Annotated in this window: 21 protein-coding genes; 7 read left to right on the forward strand and 14 right to left on the reverse strand. The window is 59.6% G+C overall.

Annotated features, from left to right (window positions below; genetic code table 11):
* Positions 1-89 precede the first annotated feature (89 nt).
* The 5 genes from E2F43_RS07825 to E2F43_RS07845 form a co-directional block, all read right to left on the reverse strand.
* Positions 90-1,649 carry a winged helix-turn-helix domain-containing tetratricopeptide repeat protein gene (locus E2F43_RS07825; RefSeq protein ID WP_133211413.1) on the reverse strand — a complete coding sequence of 520 codons (1,560 nt, stop codon included), beginning with the start codon at positions 1,647-1,649 and terminating at the stop codon, positions 90-92.
* 265 nt (positions 1,650-1,914) lie between these two features.
* Positions 1,915-2,292, reverse strand: coding sequence for a hypothetical protein (locus tag E2F43_RS07830; RefSeq protein ID WP_133211415.1), 378 nt, complete (start codon positions 2,290-2,292; stop codon positions 1,915-1,917).
* A 59-nt stretch (positions 2,293-2,351) separates the two neighbouring features.
* Complete coding sequence (locus E2F43_RS07835) at positions 2,352-3,146, reverse strand: SDR family NAD(P)-dependent oxidoreductase (protein ID WP_133211417.1); 795 nt, start codon at positions 3,144-3,146, stop codon at positions 2,352-2,354.
* Between the two features lie 84 nt (positions 3,147-3,230).
* Positions 3,231-3,551 carry a 2Fe-2S iron-sulfur cluster-binding protein gene (locus E2F43_RS07840; RefSeq protein ID WP_133211419.1) on the reverse strand — a complete coding sequence of 107 codons (321 nt, stop codon included), beginning with the start codon at positions 3,549-3,551 and terminating at the stop codon, positions 3,231-3,233.
* A gap of 30 nt (positions 3,552-3,581) precedes the next feature.
* Positions 3,582-3,770, reverse strand: coding sequence for a hypothetical protein (locus E2F43_RS07845; RefSeq protein WP_133211421.1), 189 nt, complete (start codon positions 3,768-3,770; stop codon positions 3,582-3,584).
* 116 nt (positions 3,771-3,886) lie between these two features.
* Between E2F43_RS07845 and E2F43_RS07850 the strand changes: the two genes are divergently transcribed.
* Positions 3,887-5,875, forward strand: coding sequence for a beta-glucosidase (locus E2F43_RS07850; RefSeq protein ID WP_133211423.1), 1,989 nt, complete (start codon positions 3,887-3,889; stop codon positions 5,873-5,875).
* Positions 5,876-5,989: 114 nt separating this feature from the next.
* On the opposite strand, the gene E2F43_RS07855 is transcribed toward E2F43_RS07850, so the two are convergent.
* On the reverse strand, positions 5,990-6,205 hold the full coding sequence (locus E2F43_RS07855; protein ID WP_133211425.1) for a hypothetical protein: 216 nt from the start codon (positions 6,203-6,205) through the stop codon (positions 5,990-5,992).
* Positions 6,206-6,246: 41 nt separating this feature from the next.
* On the opposite strand from E2F43_RS07855, the gene E2F43_RS07860 reads away from it, so the two are divergent.
* Positions 6,247-7,059, forward strand: coding sequence for an alpha/beta fold hydrolase (locus E2F43_RS07860; RefSeq protein ID WP_165954233.1), 813 nt, complete (start codon positions 6,247-6,249; stop codon positions 7,057-7,059).
* A gap of 199 nt (positions 7,060-7,258) precedes the next feature.
* Here E2F43_RS07860 and E2F43_RS07865 read toward each other — a convergent pair whose 3' ends face one another.
* Together E2F43_RS07865 and E2F43_RS07870 are read right to left on the reverse strand one after the other, a co-directional pair.
* Positions 7,259-9,676: an efflux RND transporter permease subunit gene (locus E2F43_RS07865; RefSeq protein ID WP_133211429.1), complete on the reverse strand. Its 2,418-nt coding sequence runs from the start codon at positions 9,674-9,676 to the stop codon at positions 7,259-7,261.
* Positions 9,677-9,681: 5 nt separating this feature from the next.
* On the reverse strand, positions 9,682-10,764 hold the full coding sequence (locus E2F43_RS07870) for a WD40/YVTN/BNR-like repeat-containing protein (RefSeq protein ID WP_165954234.1): 1,083 nt from the start codon (positions 10,762-10,764) through the stop codon (positions 9,682-9,684).
* A 623-nt stretch (positions 10,765-11,387) separates the two neighbouring features.
* Here E2F43_RS07870 and E2F43_RS07875 point away from each other — a divergent pair.
* Positions 11,388-13,223, forward strand: a complete 1,836-nt coding sequence (locus tag E2F43_RS07875) for an ABC transporter ATP-binding protein (RefSeq protein ID WP_133211433.1) — start codon at positions 11,388-11,390, stop codon at positions 13,221-13,223.
* Between the two features lie 113 nt (positions 13,224-13,336).
* Here the strand turns inward: E2F43_RS07875 and E2F43_RS07880 are convergent, their stop codons facing one another.
* The gene (locus tag E2F43_RS07880; RefSeq protein WP_165954235.1) at positions 13,337-16,348 is read right to left on the reverse strand and encodes a carboxypeptidase regulatory-like domain-containing protein; all 3,012 of its coding nucleotides are present in this window, start codon (positions 16,346-16,348) and stop codon (positions 13,337-13,339) included.
* 272 nt (positions 16,349-16,620) lie between these two features.
* Here E2F43_RS07880 and E2F43_RS07885 point away from each other — a divergent pair, with 272 nt between their 5' ends.
* On the forward strand, positions 16,621-16,962 hold the full coding sequence (locus E2F43_RS07885) for a hypothetical protein (protein ID WP_133211437.1): 342 nt from the start codon (positions 16,621-16,623) through the stop codon (positions 16,960-16,962).
* Positions 16,963-17,161: 199 nt separating this feature from the next.
* Here the strand turns inward: E2F43_RS07885 and E2F43_RS07890 are convergent, their stop codons facing one another.
* Positions 17,162-18,019, reverse strand: coding sequence for an LLM class F420-dependent oxidoreductase (locus tag E2F43_RS07890; protein WP_165954236.1), 858 nt, complete (start codon positions 18,017-18,019; stop codon positions 17,162-17,164).
* 112 nt (positions 18,020-18,131) lie between these two features.
* Here E2F43_RS07890 and E2F43_RS07895 point away from each other — a divergent pair, with 112 nt between their 5' ends.
* On the forward strand, positions 18,132-19,298 hold the full coding sequence (locus E2F43_RS07895) for a MalY/PatB family protein (protein ID WP_165954237.1): 1,167 nt from the start codon (positions 18,132-18,134) through the stop codon (positions 19,296-19,298).
* A 28-nt stretch (positions 19,299-19,326) separates the two neighbouring features.
* Here the strand turns inward: E2F43_RS07895 and E2F43_RS07900 are convergent, their stop codons facing one another.
* Positions 19,327-20,106 (reverse strand): SDR family NAD(P)-dependent oxidoreductase, encoded by a 780-nt coding sequence (locus E2F43_RS07900; protein ID WP_133211443.1) that lies wholly within the window; start codon positions 20,104-20,106, stop codon positions 19,327-19,329.
* Positions 20,107-20,208: 102 nt separating this feature from the next.
* The gene (locus E2F43_RS07905; protein ID WP_238946803.1) at positions 20,209-20,808 is read right to left on the reverse strand and encodes a DUF2058 domain-containing protein; all 600 of its coding nucleotides are present in this window, start codon (positions 20,806-20,808) and stop codon (positions 20,209-20,211) included.
* A gap of 140 nt (positions 20,809-20,948) precedes the next feature.
* Here E2F43_RS07905 and E2F43_RS07910 point away from each other — a divergent pair, with 140 nt between their 5' ends.
* Positions 20,949-21,593 carry a glutathione S-transferase family protein gene (locus tag E2F43_RS07910; RefSeq protein ID WP_133211445.1) on the forward strand — a complete coding sequence of 215 codons (645 nt, stop codon included), beginning with the start codon at positions 20,949-20,951 and terminating at the stop codon, positions 21,591-21,593.
* Between the two features lie 163 nt (positions 21,594-21,756).
* Here E2F43_RS07910 and E2F43_RS07915 read toward each other — a convergent pair whose 3' ends face one another.
* Complete coding sequence (locus E2F43_RS07915; protein ID WP_133211447.1) at positions 21,757-23,439, reverse strand: WS/DGAT/MGAT family O-acyltransferase; 1,683 nt, start codon at positions 23,437-23,439, stop codon at positions 21,757-21,759.
* A gap of 166 nt (positions 23,440-23,605) precedes the next feature.
* Here E2F43_RS07915 and E2F43_RS07920 point away from each other — a divergent pair, with 166 nt between their 5' ends.
* Entirely contained in the window at positions 23,606-24,370 is a 765-nt protein-coding gene (locus E2F43_RS07920) for an SDR family oxidoreductase (protein WP_133211449.1), read from the forward strand.
* Between the two features lie 16 nt (positions 24,371-24,386).
* Here E2F43_RS07920 and E2F43_RS07925 read toward each other — a convergent pair whose 3' ends face one another.
* Positions 24,387-25,040: a hypothetical protein gene (locus tag E2F43_RS07925; RefSeq protein ID WP_133211451.1), complete on the reverse strand. Its 654-nt coding sequence runs from the start codon at positions 25,038-25,040 to the stop codon at positions 24,387-24,389.
* Positions 25,041-25,044 lie beyond the last annotated feature (4 nt).

Here is a 25,044-nt window from a genome sequence, read left to right on the forward strand (position 1 = left end):
CAGGGAACTTGCAGAAATTCCGGGGAAATCTGCAGAAATTGGGGTAACGGTGAAAAAGTGACTACTGATGGCGGAGGGCCCGCCGTGAATTACAGGCCCAGGCGCATCAGTGATGAGGTGATGAGGCTGCGAATATTCCCCTGGCCGAAGGGGAGGGCTTCAAAGAAGTAGTCGCTATCGATGTCTGCGCGGCGATTTTTTCCGCGCTCCATCCATTTCCTGGCTGCCAGCAGGTCGCTATTCATTTCACAGATCGCCGCCGCCAACATATCCATTACCACAATAGCCTCGGGTTGCAGTGCGGCTTTTTCCGCCCAGACCCGGGCATTTTCGAGGTCCTCGTCAGCCAGGTAAGAGAAAGCCTTGATCCCGTAAAAACCGTAGAGGAATGGGTCCAGAGGACTCAGGGAAACGGCATGTTCCGCGTTGTCGTAACCGCGCCGTTCGTTACTCGTCATCAGGGAGGCCAGGCCATGGGCGTAGTAGCCATGGGCATAATTGGGGTTTAGCGACAGTGCGCGTTCCAACCAGGCGATGCTGTGTTCGGTTTCGCCACGTAGCCAGTGGCTGCGGCCCATGACGAAATTGGCCAGGGGATCGAGCCGGTCCAGTTCAATGCTACGCTCGGCACTCTGGACTGCGTTCTGCACCGCCTGGTTGCGGTCGATACCCGCATACATGTTGAAGGCGTTTTGAAATTCGGCCGCGGACAGTCCGGCGTGTGCCCTGGCAAACCGGGGTTCCAGCTGGACCGCGTGTCGAAACAGTGCGGTCGCTTTTTCATTATCTTTGGCTGTAAAACGATACAGGTGGGCGGTGGCCAAATGGTAGGCCTCCCAGGCGTCCAGGTTCTCAGTAGATTTCAATTGCGCCCGTTGCGCTTCGTGTTCTGAAATCTGGATTTCCAGGATAGAGGTTATTCTCCGGGTAATATCAGTCCGTACTTCATTGACCTGGTCCCTGCTCATGGCAATGTGGTCAGCCAGTATGATGGCACCGCTCTGCAGGTCGGTAAGCTCGAAGCTGAAATGTGCCTGTCTTCCCGCAGTATCGACGAAGCCCGACAAGCAGTAGCGCACCGTTGTCAGTGCAAGCAGCCGCTGCAGGTCTTCTTCACTGCTGCTCAGCTTGAAGGCGCTCGACCGGGAGATGACCTTGAGCCAGCGCAAGCGTGACAAGCCGGTAATTATATCGTGCGCAAGTCCCTGTGGAAGTATCGAGGGCGCGCTGTTGCCGGTTTGGGAAAAAGGCAGAACCAGGATAGACGGCCTTTCGTCATCGACGCGCTCAGTAGCGTGAGCGCCGGGACCCGCCAACCGAAAATTCCCACCGGGTGACGCTGTGACATTCACCTCAGCAATAAAGCGGAAGCCAACCCCGTGTACCGTCTTGATAACACGTTGCGCTCGACCGTCATCGCCTATCGCCTGGCGGGCACTTTTGATGCGGCTGGATATCGCGGCATCGGACATGATGCGTCCATTCCAGATCGCATCGATCAAATCCTGTTTGGTCACCACACGGTGACGGTTATCGATCAGGGTTTGTAGCACGGCGAAAACCTGGGGTTCGACCTCGACAGGCTTGTTATCCTCCAATAACAGATAGTTATCGGTATCGAGTCTGTAGTTGCCAAATGATGCGATCATGAGAGGTGTGAAGCTTTTGCCGGCTTTTTATCGCTCGTGGCAGTTTTACATGTATCGGGCCGGAGCGCTATCCCTGCATCAGTGCAATGCTCTCCCTGTCAGGGTTCGGCCGGAACAGGAGATGGCCATCGGGGGCGTCCAGCGTTTGGGGTGAACCCGGACACCGAGTTTGCAGATTCGTGCCACGCTAGCATCTCCATTTCCGACTGAAAGGAGGAATGCCACATGATCGAGAGTCTCAATGAAGGAAGTGCAAACTTCCACTTCAAGGCTCTCGGTCTGTATTCGGGTGCCTGATACTCCACATGAAGTAGAGAGAAGCGACTATTGCCATGAAGAGCATCACAGTAATGAGCCAGGTCGCTCCAACACTGTTGTCTACCTGCCGATCCGGGTTTAGTCGTTTTGCTTCCATTGCGAATTCCAGTGCCCGGCTCCACCAGGCGAAAAACCACACTGAAATAATTGTTGTCGCGCAGACATAAAGAACGGTCACGATCATAACCTGGGTGCGGGTGAGTTTATCGCCGACGAGGTAAGCAATAATCAAGTATCCCGTCAGAACCGAGAGATAAAGGCCCAGCGCCGTCTGGCTATTGCCGAGAAACAGGCCCCATGCCTCAACCAGTTCAGCTTCCGTCATCCTTAGTCTCCCAAAAAACGACTATTTTTTGCCAGATGTAGTGATACTTCTTCCTTGAGCTAGTCAATCAGTCCTTCCAGTCCATGCAGACTGAGCTGGTAGAGCCGTTCCTTTTTCAATCGCTCCGCGTTAGCGAGCAATGTTGCAAGTTCGTCCTTTACATGAATGAAGTGGCCGCTGAGCTTGCCGTATTTGCCTGTCACCAGCTCACAGGCCAAACCTGCGACATCTTCCGGACGCTGAAAGTCATCCTCAGGAATGTCATTGATAAAAGGTAAATCGCGCGTCATGTCGGTTAAAACGAGACCGGGACTTATACAGAATACCTGTACACCCTGGTCGGCAACTTCCACCGCGAGGCAGTCAGTAAAGCGCGCTAACGCGGCCTTACTGGTTCCATAGGCGGTAGCCATGGGAGACGGGCGAATAGAGAGGTAACTGCCAACATTGATAATAATGCCCTCGCCGCGTTCGATCATTCCCGGCAGAACCGCCTTGGTATACAGCATGGGGCCACGCACATTGGTTTCCTGTACCCGCCACCAATCGTCAGCATCCATGTCTATCAATAATTGTGGCCCGTCGGTTCCGCCACCAATACCGGCGTTGTTAATCAGTACCTCGATGGGACCAATGTCGGTAGTCACCTCATCAATGACTGACTGGCTGTGGGCGGCATCGGTGACATCGGCCAGAATGGCAATGCCCCCGGGCAACTCCCTGGCGACCTCCCTGAGTTTTTGCTCGTTGCGGCCCGTGACCGCGACACGGTTACCCAGGCCCGCCAGTGCAATCGCCATCGCCCGGCCAATACCCCGGGTACCGCCGGTGACAAGTATGTTTTTTGTGTTCATGCCGTATCACCTCATTGAACGTCAGTCCTGGAGTATAGAACAGGTAGGTATTGAAGCCAGAAGGTTACAGAGAAGTCACCCCGCCTAGAACTGGCTGGCGGGCAGGTGCACGACAAGACCGTCCAGTTCATCACTGAGGGTAATCTGGCAGCTCAGGCGGCTGGTTTCCCTGGGTTCCATGACGAAATCGAGCATTTCGGATTCGACCTCATCGGCGACGCCGGTTTTTTCCATCCAGGCTTCATCCACGTAGCAGTGGCAGGTCGCGCAACTGCGGGCCCCACCGCATTCGGCCAGAATGCCCGGGACACCATTACCGATGGCCGCACGCATGACGGTCGTGCCGGCAGTCACGTGTACTTCGTGTTCGGCCTGGTCGTGGGTGATGAATGTCACAAGGGGCATTGGAGGTATTCCTTCAGTCGTTTTCCAGGGTCAGTTGGCAAAAGCTTGCTGTGCTTCCACGTTGTCGTCCGCCAGCGATTCAGAATTCGCGTTCTGTCCGGCAGGCAGGGCCTTGCGCGCCCGCTTGCGATAGGTAATGGTGCCGCCCTGGCGCAGGCTTGTGACGAGTTGCGCGGCGGCATGGCTGGCGCCGACAATAACAGTGTGTTCTGTGGCCATCCGACATGTTTCCTGGTTTTCAGGTAAACAACGATGTTGACTGACAATAACCTACCCGTCAATGTATTGACTGCCGGTATTGTTGTGACTGGCGGGTAACGAACAGGAGATGGGTGATGGAGGCAGGGTTGCGTGCAGATGAACGGCTGGAGTCGGAGGTCACCGGGCTACTCGCGGCCATGACCGTGGCTGAAAAGTTGTCGTTGCTGGCGGGCAAGAGCTTCTGGCAGACCCAGGGGATTTCGCGGCTGGGACTGGCACCGATGAAGCTGACCGATGGACCCCGGGGGATCGGTTTGCACTCCGGTTTTCGGCGTTGTACCGCGTTCCCCACTGGCATCGCACTGGCCGCCAGCTGGAACCCGGAGCTGGCGCGGGAGTTTGGTGAAGCCCTGGCCCTGGAGGCGCGCTCGGTCGGCGCCCAGGTGGTGCTGGGGCCGGCGGTGAATATCTGCCGCACCCCGCTCAACGGGCGCACGTTCGAATACTTTACCGAAGACCCCCACCTCAACAGTCGCCTGGCGGTGGCCGCGATCAGGGGAATCCAGGCCACCGGTGTCGCCGCCTGTGTCAAGCATTACGCGGCCAACAACCAGGAAACATACCGCATGAAAACCAGCGCCGAGGTCAGTGAGCGGGCCCTGCGCGAGATCTACCTGCCGGTATTCGAAGCTGCCGTGCGAGAGGCAGACGTGTGGTCGATCATGGCGGCCTACAATGCGGTCAACGGTGTCGCGGCCTGCGAGAGCGCGGACCTGCTGCAGGACCGCCTGCGGGACGAATACGGTTTCAGCGGCTTCGTGGTATCGGACTGGTTCGCCGGCAAGCGCACCAGCAGCGGCGCGGCCTGCCTGAAGGCGGGACTGAACCTGGAAATGCCCGGCAAGGGTATCCGCATGCGCCAACGGAACCTGCAACGGGAGTTCGATGCCGGTGCCTTCAGCGAGGCGGAACTGGACGCCAATCTTCGCAACCTGCTGCGGGTGTGGCTGCACACTCGCCCGGCCCAGGGCCATCCGACCGGCCGGCGCAATACGCCGGAGCACCAGAAGCTGGCGCGACGGATGGCGGAACAGGGGATGACCCTGCTGAAGAATGACGGGGGGGTGCTGCCCCTGGACCGGACCCGGGTTCGCCGCCTGGCAATACTGGGCAAGCGGGCGCGCAAGCGCACGTGCCTGCCGCTGTACGGTGGCAGTGCGGGCGTGTGGTCGCCCTATGAGGTCACGCCTTTGCAGGGTATTCGCGATTTCCTCGGCGATACCTGCGACATTGTCGACGACCCGGCCGCCGCCGACGCCGCCATCGTCGTGGTGGGGCTGGGCCATCGACTCGGCGGCGACAGCGAGGTAAAGGACCGACCGCACATGGATCTGCCGCCGGAGCAGGATGCGCTGGTTCGGAAGACCCTGGCGACAAATCCCAACACTGTCGTGGTGGTGGTCAGCGGCAGCCCGCTGGCCATGCCCTGGGCGGACGATGTGCCCGCCATACTGATGGCCTGGTACCCGGGAATGGAAGGTGGTCGGGCCATTGCCGATACCCTGTTCGGCGAGGTCAATCCCGCGGGCAAGCTGCCGGTGACTTTCCCCCGGAGGCTCGCGGACAGCCCTGCCCACAGCGATCCCCGGCGCTTTCCCGGCAGCAGCGAGCAGGTACATTACGACGAGGACGTCTTCGTGGGCTATCGCCATTTTGACCGGGAGGCGATCGAACCCCTGTTTCCCTTCGGCCACGGGCTGTCCTACACGCAGTTCAGCTACTCCGCTCTCAGGATTGGCGGGTGGACGTCCGACGGGGAACTGGAGCTTTCCTGCGATATTCACAACAGCGGTAGCCGTGATGGCTGTGACATCGTGCAGGTCTATGTTGGCTGCGCCAACCCGCAATTGCCAAGGCCACCGAGGGAGCTGAAGGGCTTTCAACGGGTGGTGCTTGCTGCCGGGGAGTCGCGGCGCATAACGATAACCCTGCCGGCAAAGGCCCTGGCCTACTGGTGCCCCGAGCGCAATAACTGGCATATTGACAACGGTGAGTATCAGATCGCCGTCGGCGCTTCCAGCAGGGACCTGCGACTGACCGGTTCGGTGGCCTACCCGGGCTAACCAGTCGCAAGCGGCGGGGACGCCGCTTATCCCGCTTCTCCTGGAAGAAGCAAGCGATGATGTCATAGGCGTCCCGGGCCTCGGGAAAGTCCGGCTGGTAGAAGTAACAGTGGCTCATATCCTCGGCTTTTGTATTCGCGCCGCCTCAAGTCGCATGCGCTTGCAGCTGCCCCGGCTGTCGTCGATAGCCGTGAACTCCCCGTCGATGGAGTCGTAAGGCCCTGGTTGACGTCTCCTGCGGGAACCCCGCTGCCCGGGAGTACGGGTGAACCCGTAGCCACCGGCGCTGATGAGCAACAGGGTAATAATCAGGATTATCCATCTGGACATCGCTACAATACCCGGATGACAGGTCCAATGAAGGAAAACCGGTGTCTGGAAATTATCCCGGCTCGATACCTGAAAAGGTAACGACGCTTCATTGTCCAGGCGTCGACATTCACGCCTCGCAGCGCGGGGAGCGGCCGGACGCGGTGTTTCTGCACGGTTTCAGTGGCAGTCTGCAGGTCTGGGACCCGCTCTGGGACGAACTTGATGGAGATGTCATCGCATTGCGTTATGACCTGCGCGACTTCGGGGCGTCCCGCGCCCACGATGAGCGGGAGTTCAGCCACAGTGAAGACCTGCTGGCGGTACTGGACAACTGTGCCCCGGGACCTGTGGACCTGGTGGGCGTTTCCATGGGGGGCGCAGTGGCGTTGAATTTTGCGCTCGATCATCCGCAGCGGGTGCGACGACTGGTGCTGATCAGCCCGGCGATTACTGGCTGGGAGTGGTCCGACGACTGGCGCGCGCTGTGGCGGCCGATTATCGAACAGGCCCGCGCCGGTAACATGGACCGGGCGCGCCAGCTCTGGTGGCAACACCCCCTGTTCGAAACCACCCGCAGTTCCAACGCTGGTCCCGCCCTGCGCGCGAGCATTGACCGCTTCGCCGGTCGGCAGTGGCTGGCGGATCACCAGTTGCCGGACCATCCCGACCTGGACCGGGTGCACGGCCTGGCTGTGCCCACCCTGCTACTGACGGGTGAGCGGGACTTCAGCGATTTTCTGCGGATTGCCGACCTGCTTGCGGGGGCCGCGCCGGACCTGCGTCGCCTCACCTTCCCGGCCGCGGGCCACCTGTTGCAGATGGAGCAACCGCGGGCCGTGGCTGGTGAGTTGCGGGCGTTTTGGTCCGGCTAAGATCGAGCCGTTATTCATCGGAGGGGTCGGTGACAAACAGCTTGCGCACCGCAGGCAGCCAGTCCCGCAGTCCTCACCGTGGTTGCTATCGCCCCATGCGGGTCCGCTGTCTTTCTCGCTACCGGGCCCTGGTGAACGTCGCTTGCAGTCGAATTCGCTGACCGTGCGCTTCCAGCGTTGCCATGCGTGCCAATCTGAATCATCCCTCTGTCTTTGCGTTTCCCGGAGGCTGATGATATTCCGCAGGCGCAGGTTCTGCCGCCCCGGTTGCACGACCCGGTATTTTTGTCGGCCGTATCAGGAAGGTCGCCAGCGCGGGCAGCAGCCACAGCGCCCCTACCATGTTCCACAGAAACATGAAGGTGAGCAGCATGCCCATATCGGCCTGGTATTTGATGGGTGAAAGAATCCATGTCACCACCCCGATGCCCAGCGCAAACCCGGTGAAGGCGACGGCTCTTCCCGTGGTAGTCAGTGCCAGATAATAGGCTTCACGCATGGGCAGGCCCCGTCTGAGATAAAAGCTCAGGCGGCTGAATATATAAATTCCGTAGTCCACGCCGACGCCGACACCGAGAGCGACCACCGGCAGCGTCGCTACCTTGATACCGATGTCGAGTTGGGCCATCAGGGCCTGGCATAGCGCCGAGGTCATGCCCAGCGGCAGGATAATGCAGATAACGGCGACCAGGCTGCGGAAACTGAGAAATACCAGTGCCGCGACCACCGTGTAGACGAGGGTGAGTATTTGCGACTGGGCCACCGCAATTTCCTCGTTGGTCGCCGCCTCTACGCCGGCGTTGCCCGCCGCCAGCGCAAAGTGAATCTGGTCGTTGCCGAACCTTTGCTGGAAGGACTGCACTTCGTCGGTGATTCTCTCCAGGGTTTCTGCCTTGTGATCGTCCAGGAACAGAACCACCATGGCAAGGCTGCAGTCGAGGTTCATGAGGCTCCGAGGTACATTGGCCAGCCCACCGTCTATCACGCGTTGCCTGCGCGACAGGGTTTCCCACCTGGCATTGCCTTCATTCAACGCAGTCGCTGTCATGCGTACCACGTCTGCCGGGGAAATCACCGACTGGACCCCCGGTACGTTCTCCATATACCAGTCGAACTTATCGATCAGGCGGATATTGCGGTACAGCCCGCAGGCTTGTAATGGCGTTTCCACCATGACCACGAGGATGTCAGAACTCACCGCGTAATTACTGGTGATGAACGAGTTATCGAGATTGTAGCGAGAGTCCGGTCGCAGCTCCGGAGCCCCGGAATCCAGGTCGCCGATCTGCATTTTCTGGCCACCCCATATACCGACCCCGTAGCCCGCCAGCCCGACGAGCAGTGAGATGGCGGCGACTTTGGGTGTGGCACACAGGGAAACCAGTGACCACAGTTTGTGGCGACGGTTCGGGTCCACCTTCATGTGTTTGACCCCGGCCTTGCTCATGCTGGTATAGGAAATGATGACGGGCAAAAGCACCAGGTTGGTGAGTATGATTGACGCGACACCGATACTGGCGGCTATACCCAGTTCCTGAATCACACCGATGTCGATGACCAGCAGGGTAATAAACCCGATACCGTCAGAAATGAGTGCGGTCATACCCGCGATATAAAGCCCCCTGAATGCGAGACGAGTGGCAATCAGGCGGTGGCCCCGGTCACCCAGTTGCAGGGCTACTGCATTGATAACCTGCACCCCGTGGCTGACGCCGATGGCCAGCACCAGAAAGGGCACCAGGATGGAATAGGCATTGAGGCCGTACCCAGCGAGGCGCAGTAGTCCCAACTGCCAGATAACAGCGAGTATCGAGCAGAATAGCGGAACAAACGTCGCCCGAAGGTCGCGAGTGTAGACGTAAAGCAGCACAAAGGTGATCAGCAGGGTCACCGCTGCGAAGATGAATATCGCCCCGATGCCCTCCAGCAGGTCACCGATTAACTTGGGAAACCCGATAATGTGAATGCTGATGTTCTCGCTTTCATAGCTCTGCCTGACCAGCTTTTCGAGGTTGCGCGAGAATTCCAGGTAGTTCAGCTGTTCGCCGGTGGTGGGATCGGTATCGTAGATGGGTACTTCGATTATCGTCGACTTGAAGTCGTTGGCGACCATCGAGCCGATGATCCCCGACCGATTGAGATTCAGGCGCAACTGCTCCAGCGACTCTTTCGATCCATCGTAGTCCGGGGGGATCACAGAACCCATATCGAAGCCGTCCTCGGTCACCATGGTCCAGCGCACGTCAGGACTCCAGATGCTTTTCAGACCGTTTTTGTCGACTCCGGGGATATAGAAAATCTCGTCGGAAATCTGGCTCAGAGTAGCGAGATACTCATCATTGAAAATATCGCCCTCACGCACTGCGACCGATACTTTAAGGCTGACCCCTGCGGCACGCAGGTCGCGCATGTGCTCGTTCATTTTCTGGATGAAGGGGTGGGTCTGGGGCACCAGCTTGGCAAAGCTGGCGTCGGGCTTGATCTGGTAGGCCTGGTAGGCGAGGAACAGTGTCGCCAGGGTGAACAACAGCAGCACCAAAGGCCGGTGGCCGAAGATGAGGCGTTCCGGCAGTCGAGCGGTTTTCAGGGCATCGTATTTGAATTCAGCGTGTTCCATGGTTGCTACCTTGCGGACTCGTCATCAATGACAAAATTGATGCTGCCGCCGCGTCCCACGGCGGTAAAAGCCGCCGAACCCGTTGGCGCAACCCCGTAAAGATCACGGTTGCTGCCGAGTTCCAGTGAGATAAATGTGTCGCCATCATCCCTGCTGGCGACGGCTGTGCCATTGAGTCCTACCATTACCAGTGCGCCGTTTGCGGTGGCGACCGCGCCAAACAGGCTCGAGGCTGTGCCGGAATCCAGTTCCTCCCAGGTCGCGCCCCGATCGCGCGACCGGTAAATGGTGCCCAACAGTCCGTAGGCGAATACGCTATCGGTCGCCGGGTTGACCACGACGCCAAAGAAACTTCCGTCGTAGCCTGTCTCGATGGCCTCCCAGGTCTTGCCGCTGCAGGTGGAACGAAAGATGTAGCCCCACTCTGAGGCGATAAACAAGCCCCCTGCTGAGTCAGCAGTGATTCCGTTCAGGTGTAACTCCTCGTCATTGTTCACCGCGTAACTGTAGTCTTCCCATTGTCGGCCATCCGTTGAGGTGGAGAGCAAAACGCCGAAGCCACCGGACGCCCAACCCCGCTTGCCGCAGAACCCGATAGCCATCAGCGGTGGCGCATACACGGGGTCGCTCATGGCCTGCTGCGCCCGTTCTAGGGCGTACTCGGCGTCTTCCAGGTCAGGCTCCAGGGTGGCGACCCTGTCATCGGATGCAACTTCCAGCTTCGCCCGCAATTCCCTCAGGGTTTGCTGGCTGCGGCTCACCCGGTCCTTGTTGATGTTCAGCTGATCGCTGACGCCGTCGCGCTGCAACTCCCAACTGGCCCCGCCGTCGCTGCTGAACAGAATGTTTCCGTCATGGCCCACGGCCCAGCCGTTTTTTGCGTCTCGAAACAGCACCCGGGTCAGCATGACGGACGTGGGTACCCTGGCCTGGGTCCAACTATCGCCGGCATTGTCGGAATAGAGAATGTGACCGCGCTCGCCCACGGCTACAAGACGCTCGCCGGCCGCTGCGACGTCCAGCAGCAGCGATTTGCTGGCGCCGGGCATCATCATGGCAGGGTCGGTCTCTACGCCCCAGACGGGCATTATCAGCAGATTCGCGAACCAGAACCCGGTCAGCAGCTGAGTGAGGGATCGACGCAATCGTCGGGTACGGCCGTTATTTCTCTGTGGCATATCTGTAAATGTAATTATTTTTCGTCGATTCAAGGGTGAAGAACTACCGTGCAGTGTAATCGTACCGGGCTACATATGGTATTGCTTCAAATCAATCCTTCCGGATTGCTCAGGAACTGTTGTATCAGCGTTTTACTTGTTAATGAATATGCCGATCCGCCGGTTCGCAAGGCGTTAAGTCTTCTGGCTTGGTGGTCGTGACGACAGGGCGAATACCGCGATATCTGCAACAAACTGCAGAGCGCTTGCTATCAGGTTTGGCTCGCGTTCTTGGCATTCCCGTAGCGCTGTATCCTGTAACATCCAACTCCGGATTTGCTCAATTACCGATGGTGAGCTACCGGGACTTGCGGTGCTATCCATCCTGGCAGAATGTCAGGCCGTGATCATTGGCCATAGCGTTGCTTCACCTGGCCTGGAACGACAACCTGGAGACGCGCAGTCCGGTTCCAGCATTGTTTATGTGCCGGTGATGGGCGTGAAAATGATAGTATCTTCTGCAGGTTAACCGATTCGGGACATGCGCCTGGCCGATGGCATTCCGCTTTTTTGAACAGCTTATCGATCCGTTTCCGCCTCCTGTGCCGGGGCGATCGCCGCAGTCCGTCTACCGTTTCTGTCGCCACCACGCCAGGGGGCTGGAACCCTTTCTGCTGGCGATGGCGCTGCTCAGTACGGCCATTGCGATCGTCGAAGTTTACCTGTTCGAGCTGATGGGACGGCTGGTTGACCTGCTGTCAGTCAGTAGCCCCCGGGAATTTCTCCCGGGCCCCGGGGGCGACCTGTTGTGGCTGGCTCTGGGGGTTATTGTTGCCTACCCCATTCTGGTGGGAATCTCTTCCCTGCTGTTGCACCAGACCCTGATGGGCAACTTCCCGATGATCGTGCGCTGGATGACCCATCGTTACCTGTTGCGCCAGAGCCTGAGCTTTTTCCAGGATGAGTTTGCCGGGCGCATTGCCACCCGGGTGATGCAGACTTCACTGGCCGTGCGCTCGACAGTGATCAAGCTGCTGGACATCATGGTGTATGTCTCGGTGTACTTTTTCTCGGTGCTGGTTTTGCTGGGCACCATCGACCTGCGGCTGATGCTGCCCATGCTGTTCTGGCTGGGCTGCTACATCGGCCTGCTTTACGTCCTGCTGCCCAGGTTGCAACGCATCTCTGAGCGCCAGGCGGATGCGCGGGCGACGATGACCGGGCGCATCGCTGACAGCTACACCAACATATCCACGGTCAAACTCTTCTCCCACGCCCGCCGGGAGTCGGCCTACGCCAGGGAAGGGATGGAAGCGTTCCTGGGTACGGTCCATCCCCAGATGCGTCTGGTCACCTGGATGGAAACCGGGGTGGCGATTAACAATACCATTATGCTGGTGGCCGTGGGCCTTAGCGCGCTTTTCCTGTGGTTTCAGGCCAACATCACTCCGGGAGAAATTGCCGCAGCCATTGCCCTGTGCCTGCGACTCAATGGTATCAGCGAGTGGATTATGTGGGAGGTTTCCGACCTGTTCGAAAACGTCGGTACGGTCAAGGACGGCGCTGGCGCCATATCACGTCATATCGCTGTGGAGGACGCCGAGGACGCCAGCGAACTGGACGCCAGGCAGGGGGGGATCAGCTTCCAGCATCTGGGTTTTGCCTACGGCGAGGGCAAGCCGGTGTTCGATGATCTCAACCTGGAGATCCAGCCCGGGGAGAAAGTCGGCGTTATTGGCCGCTCCGGCGCCGGCAAGTCCACTCTGGTGAATCTGTTGCTGCGCTTTTACGACCTGGACAGCGGCAGTATCCAGGTGGATGGGCAGGACATCCGCAAGGTCACCCAGGAGAGCCTGCGTGCCAACATCGGCATGGTGACCCAGGACACCTCGCTGCTGCACCGCTCAGTGCGGGACAACATTCTTTACGGTCGCCAGGACGCCACTGAGGAGCAATTGATGGCCGCGATCGACAAGGCCCGGGCCCGGGAATTTATCGAGGAGCTCGAAGATCAGTCAGGGCGACGCGGGCTGGACGCGCGGGTGGGCGAGCGGGGGGTCAAACTCAGCGGTGGCCAGCGCCAGCGGATTGCCATTGCCCGGGTGATTCTGAAGGATGCTCCCATCCTGGTGCTGGATGAAGCCACCTCGGCGCTGGATTCCGAAGTCGAACTGGCGATCCAGGACAGCCTCTACCAGTTGATGGAAGGCAAGACGGTCATTGCCATTGCGCATCGCCTGTCAACCATTGCCGCGCTGGACCGGCTGGTGGTGCTGGATGAGGGGCGTATTGTGGAGTCGGGTACCCATACCGAACTGCTGGCGCAGGGCGGCATCTACAAACGGCTTTGGGACTACCAGTCAGGCGGGTTCCTGGCACCGGAGTATTGAGTTTGCGCGGCCTATCGGGCGAGCAATAGCCGCGGTCACACGCCGGCTCAGCTCTGGCAACGCCTGTCTCCGCAGCAACAGGCCGGTGTGACTGCCAGAGCGATGCGCGATAGTTAGTCACATGTTCCGCTTGCCACGCCGGGGGCGGTCCAGCCGTCGTTGCCTACGTCGATGAACAACGGGTTGGTAAAGGCGAAGGCAGGCGTTCCCGCCTCGCCGAGATTGCCGTCGATAAGGTCGTCCAGACTCGTGTTGCCCTTTCTGGCCAGGCTGGCCGGGAGAATCGGGAACAAGGGCTCCGAAACGCCGTCACTGCCCCGGGCCATGGCCACGACCCAGGCGTCTTCGGCCAGGTTCGCCAGGGTGACCGTCACGCTGATACTGGTGCGCGAAGCGCCCGGGACAGAGGCGTTAACCACGACCTTTTCGGAAACCCAGCCGTCGTCCCCCGCGGAAATACGAAGGTCCGGACAGACCCGATACCGGGCGGCAGCATCGACCGCCGATGTGCGCTCGGGTTGGTTGTTGATATAGAACTCGATGGCATCCACCGCTGCCCACTCGGGCGTCGCCACCGTGGCGACAAGTTCGACGTCGCTACCGGGGTCCACGGAGAGCGTGGTACTGGCTTCGGTTTGCAACCCCGCTTGTTGGGCCTGCTCCTGGTAAACCCCCTCAGCCCGCAACAGCAGGAATGGCGCGTTGCTGCCTATCGCCTTGCCGGCCTGTACCGCCGCTGCAAGCTGCTCTGCAGCGGCAGACAGGTCCGCAGCGCTGTCGAGGTCGCTGGCGACCAGTGTCCTGGCCGAGGTGCGGGTAAATCGTCGATCGTGGGTATCGGAGTTGGCGATGCCGGTCCGCACCAGCCCCTGGTTGATCAGGTTGAACCAGTCGCCGGCGTTCTCACCGAGAAATTCGTTGAGTATTGCGCCGCGCCCGTTGGTGCCAATCCAGACCTCCAGCGCATCAAACCCGGCATCGAAGGCATTGACCAGCGTCGGGTCTAACCTTTTCGCCGCCAGTTCCGCGCTGGATGCTGGTGGGGTTTTGCCGGTGTCGATAGCCAGTCCGGAGGCGCCGAAATGGGAACCGATATGATTGATCTGCACCAGGTTGTCCATGGGGTCATCGAGCAAGCCCGAAATAATTGCCTTCGGCGCGAGGTTGTAATTGCCATAGGCGGGGAAATCTTCCCCGGGAGGCGCAGCACCTGCCCAGTCGAAAGCGCCGCCGCTGATACTTTCCGGGTCAACGGTCACCGGCCAGCTGTTGAAGTGACCGTAGTCAAACGTGGTGGTTTCGCTACTGGCGGCCACGCCAATGAGATCTTCCACGCCCATGGCCTGCAGGGTCGGCAGAAAATCAGCGCGCACGCCGTGGTCCGAGGGCGTAAAAAAGTCCATGCCTTCGGCCAGCATGACGGCAACCCGCTCTTCCCGGGTGACCTCCGAGTCTGGGCTGTCAATGGCGTGCACGTGAAAGTCGCTGTGTACAAAGCCATCGGTCTCAACCACCTGTACGATTTCCGCCTGGACGGTGGTCACTTGGCCGGGCAATATGCTCACGTTCTGCCTGAACGCCGAGTACCTCGGGCCGCGCGAGACAACAACCTGGTAGTCACCCGGTTCAACTGGCAGTCGTTCACCCGTGCCCGTGCGGTCGATGAAGAAGGCCTGGGCTACACCGTAGGGCAGGCTGTCTGCCCCGGGATCGCCGAACACACCCGCGGTAAAACCGTTGATAAAATTGATGGCGGTCGGGCTGGGATCGAAACCCACCAACTGTACCTTGGCGGGCCCCGGGCCGATTTCGTCGATCACGGTGACATCGAGGTAGCCCGGCTCTGGCAGCGCAAAGTCACGGGTGAGCGCGGTGTCCACGCTTACCGTGAGCGAGGAGGGAGTATCGCCGGGGAACGGGTAACCCTCACTATTGACCCTGATTTCATACTCTCCAGGCGGCAGGGTGAGGCGGTACTCACCGGCTGCGTTGGTCCTGCTGTGGTTGACCATGAACAGGGAGGGAGGGTCGGTGCTGTCGTCCAGCACCTGGTAAACAGCCACCTGGGCTCCTTCCAGCGGCTCGCCCGCGCTACTCACCACGCCGCTGACCTCGCCCGTTGCAAATCCGAAAATCTCGTCCCGAATGGCTGCAATGCTGGCCACGCTGCCGTCACCCACGGCGAAGTAGCGGCGTAGAACGAGCTCACCATCAGCGGGAATGGTGTAGTTCGGGCCGACCACCCCGAGGATGAGAGGCAGTACCGATTCGCCGTAAACCGCGATATTGATGCCGACTGTGGAAAAGCTGGAGGAACGTTGCTCCCCGTGAATCAGTCCGTAGGAAACGCCGGCGGCACCATCGACGCCGCTGTAGGCCACAAAGTTGCATTGATCACACAGGCCGTCTTCCCGTGACTCGCAGCTGACGTAGGTTTTGGTGGGGCAGGCGTTGGTAAAGGCAGGTTCGCCAAAACCGGCGTGGGGCTGGAAAAATTCCACCTGGCCGGAACCGTTCATGTACTCGGTCATATAGACCGGGAGGTCTTCGGCGCCCTGGTTGGTAAACGTGGTATCGATCACCACATGGCGGGCATCGGACTCGAGGCGATAGCAAGTCTCGATGTCTACAGGGAGGTCACGATCATCGGCGCTGGGGGGCAGTGGCACACCGAACTCGATGATGGCGGAACTGGGGTTGGCCAGTTCCAGCAGATCATCGGGCCCGGTTGCGCAAATTGTCGCCGCCTGGCCGTCACTGCCGTCGCGTTCGATGCGCACATCCGTGTAGTTGGCCGTGTTTTCAATATTCAGCCCGAGAACAAACTCTTCCATGTGGTCCGGTAGCAGGGTACCGCTGGCACTCTTGCGGCTGACATCAATAATGTTGCCGCCAAAGGTGCCAATGCTGAGCCACTGGCGACCTGGCTGCTGGATAATGACCCGCAGGTTCTCGTTTTCCAGTACGAAATCTCCCGACCTGCCGCGAGCCAGAGGACCCGACAACAGGTCTGCATCGCTGGCGACCCGGGCTGAAACGGTCGACGGGGACGGAACCGGCGGTGGCGGTTGGGGATGGCGATCACGGCTGGAGTCGTGACAGGAGGAAAGGGCCAGCATCGCCATAAAAAGTATTGCTGGCCCGACTATCGCTATTTGAAATCGGGGGCGCATCGGTAATCTCCAGTCTGGACCTGGATGGGGTGTTATCAGGTTATGCCGGTTTAGCTTACTGACTCATAAGGGCGAGCGCTACCACTTGAGCTGACAGGGATTCCGCTGAGGCCGGGGGCCATCGGCGTGGCCCAGTTCCTCCCGCTCCGGTTTGCCCGGCTGATCCAAGTGTCTATACTGCACATTGGTTTCACAATCCTGCAACACAAATCCTGGAGGGAACGATGAAAACCACGATGACAGCACTGCTGGCTGCTCTTTGCCTGTCCCTGACCGCGTTCGCCGAGGACGACAGTCACATGGAGAAGGCAAAGGAAGCGACCGGTGAGGCGTGGGAGAGCACCAAAGAAGCGTCCGGCGAGGCCTGGGAGGCGACCAAGGAAGGCACTGAAAAAGCCTGGGACGCTACCAAGGAAACCAGCGGAGAAGCCTGGGAGGCGACCAAGGAAGGCAGTGAAAAAGCCTGGGAGGCAACCAAGGAGGGGAGTGAAAAGGCCTGGGAAGCAACCAGGGAAGGCAGCGAAAAAGCCTGGGAGGCGACCAAGGAGGTTGTGGATCCCGAGTAATCGAGGCGTCAATACGCTGGTGCAGCTCGCCCTGACCAGCCGGTCCACGATGCACTGGCGCCCAAACCGTGGCCAGGACATTGTTGCCAGCTACAGGATCGGCGAAGATCGCATGGTATTTATCCTGCCGGCAGGCACAAAAGAGATACGCCAAACTCACGATAGCCTGTAAATGACTGCCGGCTATCGCCGGCAGCGGTCAGCGCGCAATAATGTCTTCGGCCAGTTTGCCGATGCCTGCAACCGGGTCCCGGCCCAGGGCGAACAGGGGCACGATCAATCGCGATACCCCGAGGTCCTCAAAGGCCTGTACCGCTTCCCGGCCACCCTTGTTGGTCCACATGGAAGTGATCTCAATACTTGCATAGTCGCGACCGGCAGCCTCGCAGGCCGCTTTCAGCGGATCCAGCATGGGTGCCAGGCCCTCCGCGTCGTTGGTCGGCGCGAACCAGCCGTCGCCCAGCCTGGCAATGCGTTCGAAGGCTTTGCCTTTGGAACCGCCCACAATGATGGGGACACCGCCTGCCTGCACCGGCAGGGGGTAGCTCTGGAAACCGGACCAGTTCAGAAACTCGCTCTGGTGCTCAACCACCTCGCCGGACCAGACTTTGCGCATGGCGGTCACGTAGTCGTCGTAGCGGGCACCGCGGCGCTCAAAGGGAACACCCATGGCGTCGAATTCCTCTTTCAGCCAGCCAATGCCGGCCCCCAGCATGAAACGTCCCCCCGAGAGCACGTCGAGGCTGGCGGCCTGCTTTGCCAGCAGCAGGGGGTTGGACTGGGAGAGAATGTTGACGCCGGTGCCCAGGCGCACGGTTTTGGTATGGGCTGCCACCGCGGTCAGGGCGATCAGCGGGTCCAGGAAGGGGTTGTCCGAGCCGCCGCCCATCTTGCCGTCCCTGCTGTAAGGGTACCTGGACTCGTACTCCACCGGCACCATGACATGCTCGAAGGTCCACAGGGACTCGAAGCCCAGTGACTCGGCGTACTGGGCCAGGCCCACCAGTTTGTCCAGGGACTCCATGCCAACGTTGATCGGTATCAGGCCCAGTTTCATGATGATGCTCCTGTTGCTGGTTATCCGCCAGAGACGCGGTTTCCGGTCGAGGTGGGGTATCATGCTATGCCGACGTGCGGAAATAAACCGCTGTCTACCAGGAGCCTTGTCGTTGCAAAAGTCAGTCAGACACATCGTGGATTTTGATCGGCCTGTCCGCCCCCACAGCGACAGCATGAAATGGAACCGCTACGCAGGCAGCGGGCCGGAAGTGCTGCCCGCCTGGGTGGCAGACATGGATTTTCTGACCCCTGCGCCGGTCCGGGATGCGGTGCAACAGCGCTTGCAGGGCGCGCCACTGGGTTACGCCGAAGCCCCCCAGGCATTGTTGGAGGTGTTCCGCGCACGTATGCAGCGACTGTACGGCTGGCAGGTCGAGCAGGAGTGGGTTGTTGTTATCCCCGGTGTGGTGCCGGGATTATTCGGTGCGGTACGCACAGCGGGTAATGCCGGTGACGCAGTCATTACCCAAACGCCGAACTACCATCATTTTTTTGGTGCGGCGGAATTCTCCGCCCAGCAGCTGTTGCCGCTGCCGAATCATCTGCAGGGCGGCCGCTGGGAAATGGACTTTGACCAGCTGCCGCAGCTGGCGGGGCAGGGCGCCCGCAGCTTTTTATTGTGTAACCCCCACAACCCGCTGGGGCGTGTGTTGACCCGGCGAGAGCTATCGCAGGTGGCGGAGTTCTGTTTACAACAGAACCTGCTGATCTGCTCCGATGAAATCCACGCGGAACTTATCCTCGATGAGGACAAGCAACACATACCGCTGGCGAGCCTCGCGCCCGAGGTGGCGGCGAAAACCATTACCCTGGTGTCCCCGAGCAAGGCCTTCAACCTCCCGGGCATTGGCGCCTTTGCCCTGGCGGTCATTCCCGACGCGTCGATTCGCGGAACCTTTGCCCAGCGTATTTACGGGCTTGCCGCCCATCCCGGCGCCCTGTCCTACGCCGCGGCCCTGGCGGCCTGGCGCGATTGCGATGACTGGCTGGGCCAGTTGCTGCAGTACCTGCGCGGCAATCGTGATGTACTGGAGCAGCGCATTGGCGCCATGACGGGTATCTCCATGGCCCATGTCGAGGCGACCTATCTGGCCTGGCTGGATGTGTCAGCGCTGGAACTGGAAAACCCGTTCCAGCATTTCCTTGCCCACGGGGTTGCCCTCTCAGATGGAACACCGATGGGCGACCGTAACTTCCTGCGCCTCAATTTTGGCACCACGCGAGCCAACCTGGAGCAGATTCTCTCGCGGATGGAGCGGGCCCTGGGTGCCGGCTAGCGCGTGGTCCGGGCCCTGCAGCCAGTAACTACTTGGGTGGCATGCGAATGCCGCCGTCCAGGCGAATCACCTCGGCGTTCAGATAGGGATTGGTGATGCACTCCATGACCGCGAAAGCGAGTTCCTCGCCGGTGCCGAGGCGCTTGGGAAACAATACCGACTGGCCCAGGTGTGCTTTGAAGGCCTCGGCGTGCTCTCCTTCACCGTAAATGGGTGTATCAATCAGGCCGGGAGCAATGGTGTTCACCCGCACACCGACCGCACTCAGGTCGCGGGCCACAGGCAGGGTCATGCCCACCACCCCACCCTTGGACGCAGAGTACGCGGCCTGGCCGATCTGCCCGTCAAATGCCGCTGCGGACGCCATATTGACAATGGCACCACGACAGCCGTCCTCGTCCAGCGGCGCCTGCTTGGCCATGGCGGCGGCAGCGCGGCTTAGCACGTTGAAGGTACCAATCAGGTTGACGTTAATCACGAAGCTGAACTTGTCCAGGTCCAGTGGAACATTGCTGCGATCGATCGTGCGTCCGGGAGCGCCCAGGCCGGCGGAGTTTACGCAGGCGCGCAGCGGGGCAAGCGCCACCGCAGCTGCGACTGCGGCATCGGCGTCTTCAGTTTTGGTGACATCACAGCGGACAAAAACACCGCCAATCTCATCGGCGATCTGCTTGCCTTTTTCCTCGTTGAGATCGGCGATGACCACCCTGGAACCAGCCGCTGCCAGTTGGCGGGCGGTGGCTTCGCCGATACCTGAGGCGCCGCCGGTAACGATAGATGAACTGTTTTCCAGGTTCATGCGTGGCATTGTTGTTTTCCTTTTTGATGGGCTTTACAAACGGTTAGGCATGGTCGACCAGGGCTTGCGGAGTGTCAACAAGGTGCCGGTTCAAACTGTGTTACCAAGGTGTCACCACATGAGGTCATCGGGTATTTCGTAGTCCTTGTACCAGTCCTTCTCTTCCTCGTTGAGCTCCGGTTCACTGGAGTCGGTGCAGTCGATGACCCGGCTGCTGTCCCGCTCGGCAATTTTCTCTGCCACCGGCCAGGGCACAATCTCGTATTTATCGCCCTGTTTGACGATAGCGAGTCTTCCCGCAGACAGTTGCTTCTGTTCCATGGGGGACACGTAGACTTTCTTGACCTTCTTGCCATCGGTGAAGTTAAAGCCTATGTCACCCTTACCGGTGGCCAGCTTGTTGGTTTCAATCAGCTGTTTGATCTGCGCGTTGATCGCCTTGCGCTCGGCCTTGCTGTTCCTGGCCTGGTTGAGTGCCCGATCGCGCTCGGCCTTTTCCGCCAGAGCCTGGCGCGCCGCTGCCTTGGCCTCGTTCACCAGTTCTACCCCGGAGCTGCGAGCCACCCGGGCCTGTTTGCGTTTTTCCTTTTCCATCTGCCGGGCCTTCTTTTCGTCGGTGAGCCCCGCTTTCAGCAGCTGATCCTTCAGTGAACCGACCATGTGATCCTCCTCTGCTGCGCCGGCGGTTCCGGCGCTTTTCATGCCGAGCATTAAGATATTTCCGCGAGCGGCTGTCAATTCCATGTTCTGTCCACCCGTCGCGGTGCAGCTTGCTCACGGTAGATTCCAATTTGGAACAATAGTATGGTGCCGGGTGTTGTACCGTTTATTGCCAGAAGAGAACAAGAACGATGATTAAAGTCCACGGTGTTTCAGCATCTCCCTTTGTGCGCAAGGTCCTGGCCGTTATGGCTATCAAGGACCTGCCTTTCGAACACATTCCACAAATGCCCTTTACCGACGACGCGGAGTTTCGCAGGATCAGCCCGCTGGGTAAGGTACCGGCGCTGGAGGATGGTGACCTGGTGGTCAACGACTCCAAGGTGATTTGCCAGTACCTTGAGGATGCCTACCCACAACCGCCGGTATACCCGACAGACTACCGGGAGAAGTCCAGGGCCCGTTGGTACGAGGAACTTGGGGGGACCCGGGTCGCGGAGTTTGCCGCGGGCATCTTCTTCCAACGATTCCTGCGGCCAGTGATGCTCAAGCAGGAGACCGATGAGGCACTGGTGGAAAGCCTGATCAACGACAAGTTGCCGCCGATGCTTGACTACCTGGAGTCACAGGTACCGGTGGACGGTTTTATGTTCGGTGATCTCGGTGTCGCCGACATTGCCCTGGCCAGTCCCTTTGTCAATGCCAGCTATGCTGGTTATAAAGTCGATGCCGAGCGCTGGCCCGGGTTTGCCGGTTTTTATCGTCGCGTTGTCGAGCATCCGGTTATGGCGCCCTTGCTGGCGGCCGATATAAAAGCGCTTGGGCTTTCGCGCTGAGGCCCTGCCCCGGCATGGCAGTAAGGACCGACTCAGTAGGCGCAACCGCTCGTCGGTAGCCCCGGCTGGGAAGAAATGCTCGAAGACAACAGGCTCGCCATGTATGCCGATGCCGGCTGAGTGGGCGTCCCGCTATCGTTCCGGATAGCTGGAAAAAACCTGCCTAACCTTGCTTTCCGGTTTTTACTTTCGGCTTTGCCGCCGGCTTGCTTTGGGCGTTGGCGGCGGTTTTTGCCCTGGCCGGCGCTGTTGCCCTGGTTTTCGCCTTCGCCCCGGCGCCGGTTTTGGGTTTCGCTTTAGCCTTAGCCTTAGCCTTAGCCTTAGCCTTAGCCTTAGCCTTAGCCTTAGCCTTGGTTTTGGTTTTGGGCCTGGTGTTGGCTTTCGCTTGAGTCCGGCCACGGCTCGTGCCGGCGCCGGTGGCATGTTTTTTCGCTGGCTTTGCCTTGATGCCAGCCGCATCCTCCAGCTCTTGCAGCGACTCTTCCATGTAATCGATCATTCGCTGAATATGGGGCAGTGAGCGACGGCAGGCAATGATGCCGAAATCGACGCTCTCGGCGTAGGTTACCAGGGTGATGTTCATGGCCATGCCGTCAGTGACAATCGACAGAGGATAGGATCCGTCCAGGCGGGCACCATTCCAGTACATGGTCTCGCGGATACCGGGCACATTGGAAATCGCCACATTATAGGGGGGCAGCTTGGACATCATGCCCAGCGGTGCGAGGATGGCAGCGGGGCTTTGCACGATCAGGAAGAACAGCTCTATTTCCCTGGGAGTCATTTCGGCGTAAAAGTCCTTGCTCACCTGTACCGAAGCCTTGATCCGCTCGAACCGCTCGATGGGATCATCGATGTTGGTTGCCAGGTCGGCGCTGATGGCAGCCACGGCGTTGCCTGAATCCACGTCTCCCGGCTGGCGCAGGGAAACCGGCACCATCGCTTTCAGAGGCGCTTGCGGCAGTTCTGCATGTACCTGCAGGTAGGTACGCAGGGCGCCTGAGCACATGGCCAGCACGGCGTCATTAAAGGTGCCGTCAAAGGCTTTGGCAACGGCCTTGATGCGCGCGAATGGCCAGGACTGGGCAACAAAGCGCCGCGCCCCGTCAATGGGCGCGTTCAGCGCGCTGCGCGGGACCCTCATGTGGGGCAGGGCCATGCCATTACCGCGGCCGACCAGGGTTCCGGCAAAGGTTTTCACCGCATTAAAGACGTGGGCGCCGCTGTCGATACTCAGTTTGAACATATCCGAGACGGAGCGCAGTTCAGAGGTGGTGTGCTCGGGTCTCTTTCCCATTTTGAGCCCCGCCTTGTACTGTTCCCACAGGTGCAGGGACAGGGGCGACTCTTCCAGCACGTGGTTCGGGTCGGCCGAAAGCATGACCCTGGAAACGTGGATCGAGCGTGCGCCGTCAACAGCAGCGTGGTGAGTCTTGTTGTACACAGCGAACTGCCGGTTGGGCAGGCCCTCGATCAGGTGCATTTCCCACAGAGGCCGGCTTCTTTCCAGCAGGGTTCCGTGCAGGCGGGAGACAAGGGTGAACAGTTCCCGGTAGCGTCCCGGAGCCGGCAGGGCGGAATGGCGGATATGGTAGTCCAGGTCCAGGGCAGGGTCAGGTTCCCAGTAGGTGTTGCCGACCAGGCCCAGGGGGCCGGTTTTGAGCCGGTCGCCGAAGGGAGGCAGCATGGTGTCGACGTTGCGCATACTGTCGGCAAGGCCGTGCAGGAACTCCTTCTCGTTGGCCCCGGGGGGCAGGGTATACAGGCTGACGCCGCCGACATGCATGGGCGTTTCCCGGTTTTCGCTCAACAGGAAAGCCTTGTCGACCATGTTCAATTTTTTCATTATTGTTCTCCCTCCATCACACGCAGTCTAGCCTGAAAGCCGACGTTTTGCCCGGCTATTAATGGGGCATGAAGCGAAAAATGTTCGTTGAGTTCCCGTTGGCTGCGATGCTATCGTCCTCCGCCAGCAGGTTAACAACGACAAGCATAAGTAACAGGAGTGGAATATGCCTACCCATCTTTTCGATCTCAGCGGCAAGATAGCACTGGTGACTGGCGCCAGCCGGGGCATTGGTGAAGAAATTGCCAAATTGCTGGCGGAGCAGGGTGCCCATGTGATTGTTTCCAGTCGCAAGATCGACGACTGCCAGGCGGTGGCTGACGCTATCACTGCCGCGGGAAACAGCGCCGAGGCATTTGCCTGCCACGTGGGTAATATGGAGGATATCACCGCTATATTTGCCCATATCGCGAGCACCCACGGCAAGCTCGATATCCTGGTGAATAACGCCGCCACCAACCCCTATTTCGGCCATATACTCGATACCGATCTGGGTGCCTACAACAAGACCGTTGACGTGAATATTCGTGGATACTTTTTCATGTCTATCGAGGCGGGCAAGATGATGCGCGAGCAGGGGGGCGGTAGCATTGTCAACACCGCTTCTGTCAACGCATTGCAGCCGGGCCCCATGCAGGGTATTTACTCCATTTCCAAGGCAGCCGTTGTCAATATGACGAAAAGTTTTGCCAAGGAGTGTGGGCCACTGGGTATCCGGGTCAATGCCTTGCTGCCCGGTTTGACCAAGACCAAATTTGCCGGCGCACTGTTCAGTAACGACGATATCTACCAGGCCGCGATCCAGGGCATTCCGCTGGGGCGGCATGCGGAGCCCCGGGAAATGGCCGGTACGGTTTTGTACCTGGTCTCCGACGCCAGCAGCTACACTAACGGGGAATGCATCGTCGTTGACGGCGGTCTCACGATTTAAATCAGCCGCCGGGGGCTCAGTCGACCAGACCCTGGTCCGCGAGGTCTTTCATAAAAGAAGCAATGAAGGCGCTGCGCATGGCCGCGACATCGCTGCCGTCCTCCATGCCTGAATTAACCTGCCAGAGCCGCTTTTCAGAACTGATCTCATAGAGCTTGGCGGTCAGGTGGACGGACTTGTGCTCGGCCCAGAAATCTGCGGACTGGCCCACCTGGTACGGTACACCGTAAACCCGGCCGCTACCGTAGTAATCCCGGCCGTAAATCGGGGCCCAGGCGTAATACTTGCGTCCGGGATGCAGTACCGCAGTTTCATCGCGTCCGGCAAACAGGGTGATCAGCACGGTATCCACCTCCGCCTCGGCCGCCATCGTGATGACATCCTCCCGGGTGATGTCGGTGCCACCCTTCAGGGGATAGCTCGCTACTGCATGCACGCCATGTTTTATCAGCGCCCCGGTAAACTCCTCCTCAAAAGCACGCCGGCCTTCGGCATTGTTGGCCATGGCGAGCACCAGTACACCCTGCAGGTCCCGGGTGTGGATTTCCTGGTTCACCCAGGATTTTTCGACGGTAGCGCTATTGCTGCAGCCGAACAGCAGGGCAAGAAAAAACGTGAGTGAGACGGTTGTCGCTCTGATGGGGACTCCTTCGGAGGCAGGCGAGGTCATGGGC

Origin of the sequence: Seongchinamella unica (assembly GCF_004354085.1) — a bacterium.
Taxonomy (GTDB): domain Bacteria; phylum Pseudomonadota; class Gammaproteobacteria; order Pseudomonadales; family Halieaceae; genus Halioglobus; species Halioglobus unicus.

Coding starts and splice junctions, on each gene's coding strand:
- E2F43_RS07825 (WP_133211413.1), bottom strand. CDS start 1,649: ATGATCGCATCATTTGGCAACTACAGACTCGATACCGATAACTATCTG.
- E2F43_RS07830 (WP_133211415.1), bottom strand. CDS start 2,292: ATGACGGAAGCTGAACTGGTTGAGGCATGGGGCCTGTTTCTCGGCAAT.
- E2F43_RS07835 (WP_133211417.1), bottom strand. CDS start 3,146: ATGAACACAAAAAACATACTTGTCACCGGCGGTACCCGGGGTATTGGC.
- E2F43_RS07840 (WP_133211419.1), bottom strand. CDS start 3,551: ATGCCCCTTGTGACATTCATCACCCACGACCAGGCCGAACACGAAGTA.
- E2F43_RS07845 (WP_133211421.1), bottom strand. CDS start 3,770: ATGGCCACAGAACACACTGTTATTGTCGGCGCCAGCCATGCCGCCGCG.
- E2F43_RS07850 (WP_133211423.1), top strand. CDS start 3,887: ATGGAGGCAGGGTTGCGTGCAGATGAACGGCTGGAGTCGGAGGTCACC.
- E2F43_RS07855 (WP_133211425.1), bottom strand. CDS start 6,205: ATGTCCAGATGGATAATCCTGATTATTACCCTGTTGCTCATCAGCGCC.
- E2F43_RS07865 (WP_133211429.1), bottom strand. CDS start 9,676: ATGGAACACGCTGAATTCAAATACGATGCCCTGAAAACCGCTCGACTG.
- E2F43_RS07870 (WP_165954234.1), bottom strand. CDS start 10,764: ATGCCCGTCTGGGGCGTAGAGACCGACCCTGCCATGATGATGCCCGGC.
- E2F43_RS07875 (WP_133211433.1), top strand. CDS start 11,388: ATGGCATTCCGCTTTTTTGAACAGCTTATCGATCCGTTTCCGCCTCCT.
- E2F43_RS07880 (WP_165954235.1), bottom strand. CDS start 16,348: ATGGCGATGCTGGCCCTTTCCTCCTGTCACGACTCCAGCCGTGATCGC.
- E2F43_RS07885 (WP_133211437.1), top strand. CDS start 16,621: ATGAAAACCACGATGACAGCACTGCTGGCTGCTCTTTGCCTGTCCCTG.
- E2F43_RS07890 (WP_165954236.1), bottom strand. CDS start 18,019: ATGAAACTGGGCCTGATACCGATCAACGTTGGCATGGAGTCCCTGGAC.
- E2F43_RS07900 (WP_133211443.1), bottom strand. CDS start 20,106: ATGCCACGCATGAACCTGGAAAACAGTTCATCTATCGTTACCGGCGGC.
- E2F43_RS07905 (WP_238946803.1), bottom strand. CDS start 20,808: ATGCTCGGCATGAAAAGCGCCGGAACCGCCGGCGCAGCAGAGGAGGAT.
- E2F43_RS07910 (WP_133211445.1), top strand. CDS start 20,949: ATGATTAAAGTCCACGGTGTTTCAGCATCTCCCTTTGTGCGCAAGGTC.
- E2F43_RS07915 (WP_133211447.1), bottom strand. CDS start 23,439: ATGAAAAAATTGAACATGGTCGACAAGGCTTTCCTGTTGAGCGAAAAC.
- E2F43_RS07920 (WP_133211449.1), top strand. CDS start 23,606: ATGCCTACCCATCTTTTCGATCTCAGCGGCAAGATAGCACTGGTGACT.
- E2F43_RS07925 (WP_133211451.1), bottom strand. CDS start 25,040: ATGACCTCGCCTGCCTCCGAAGGAGTCCCCATCAGAGCGACAACCGTC.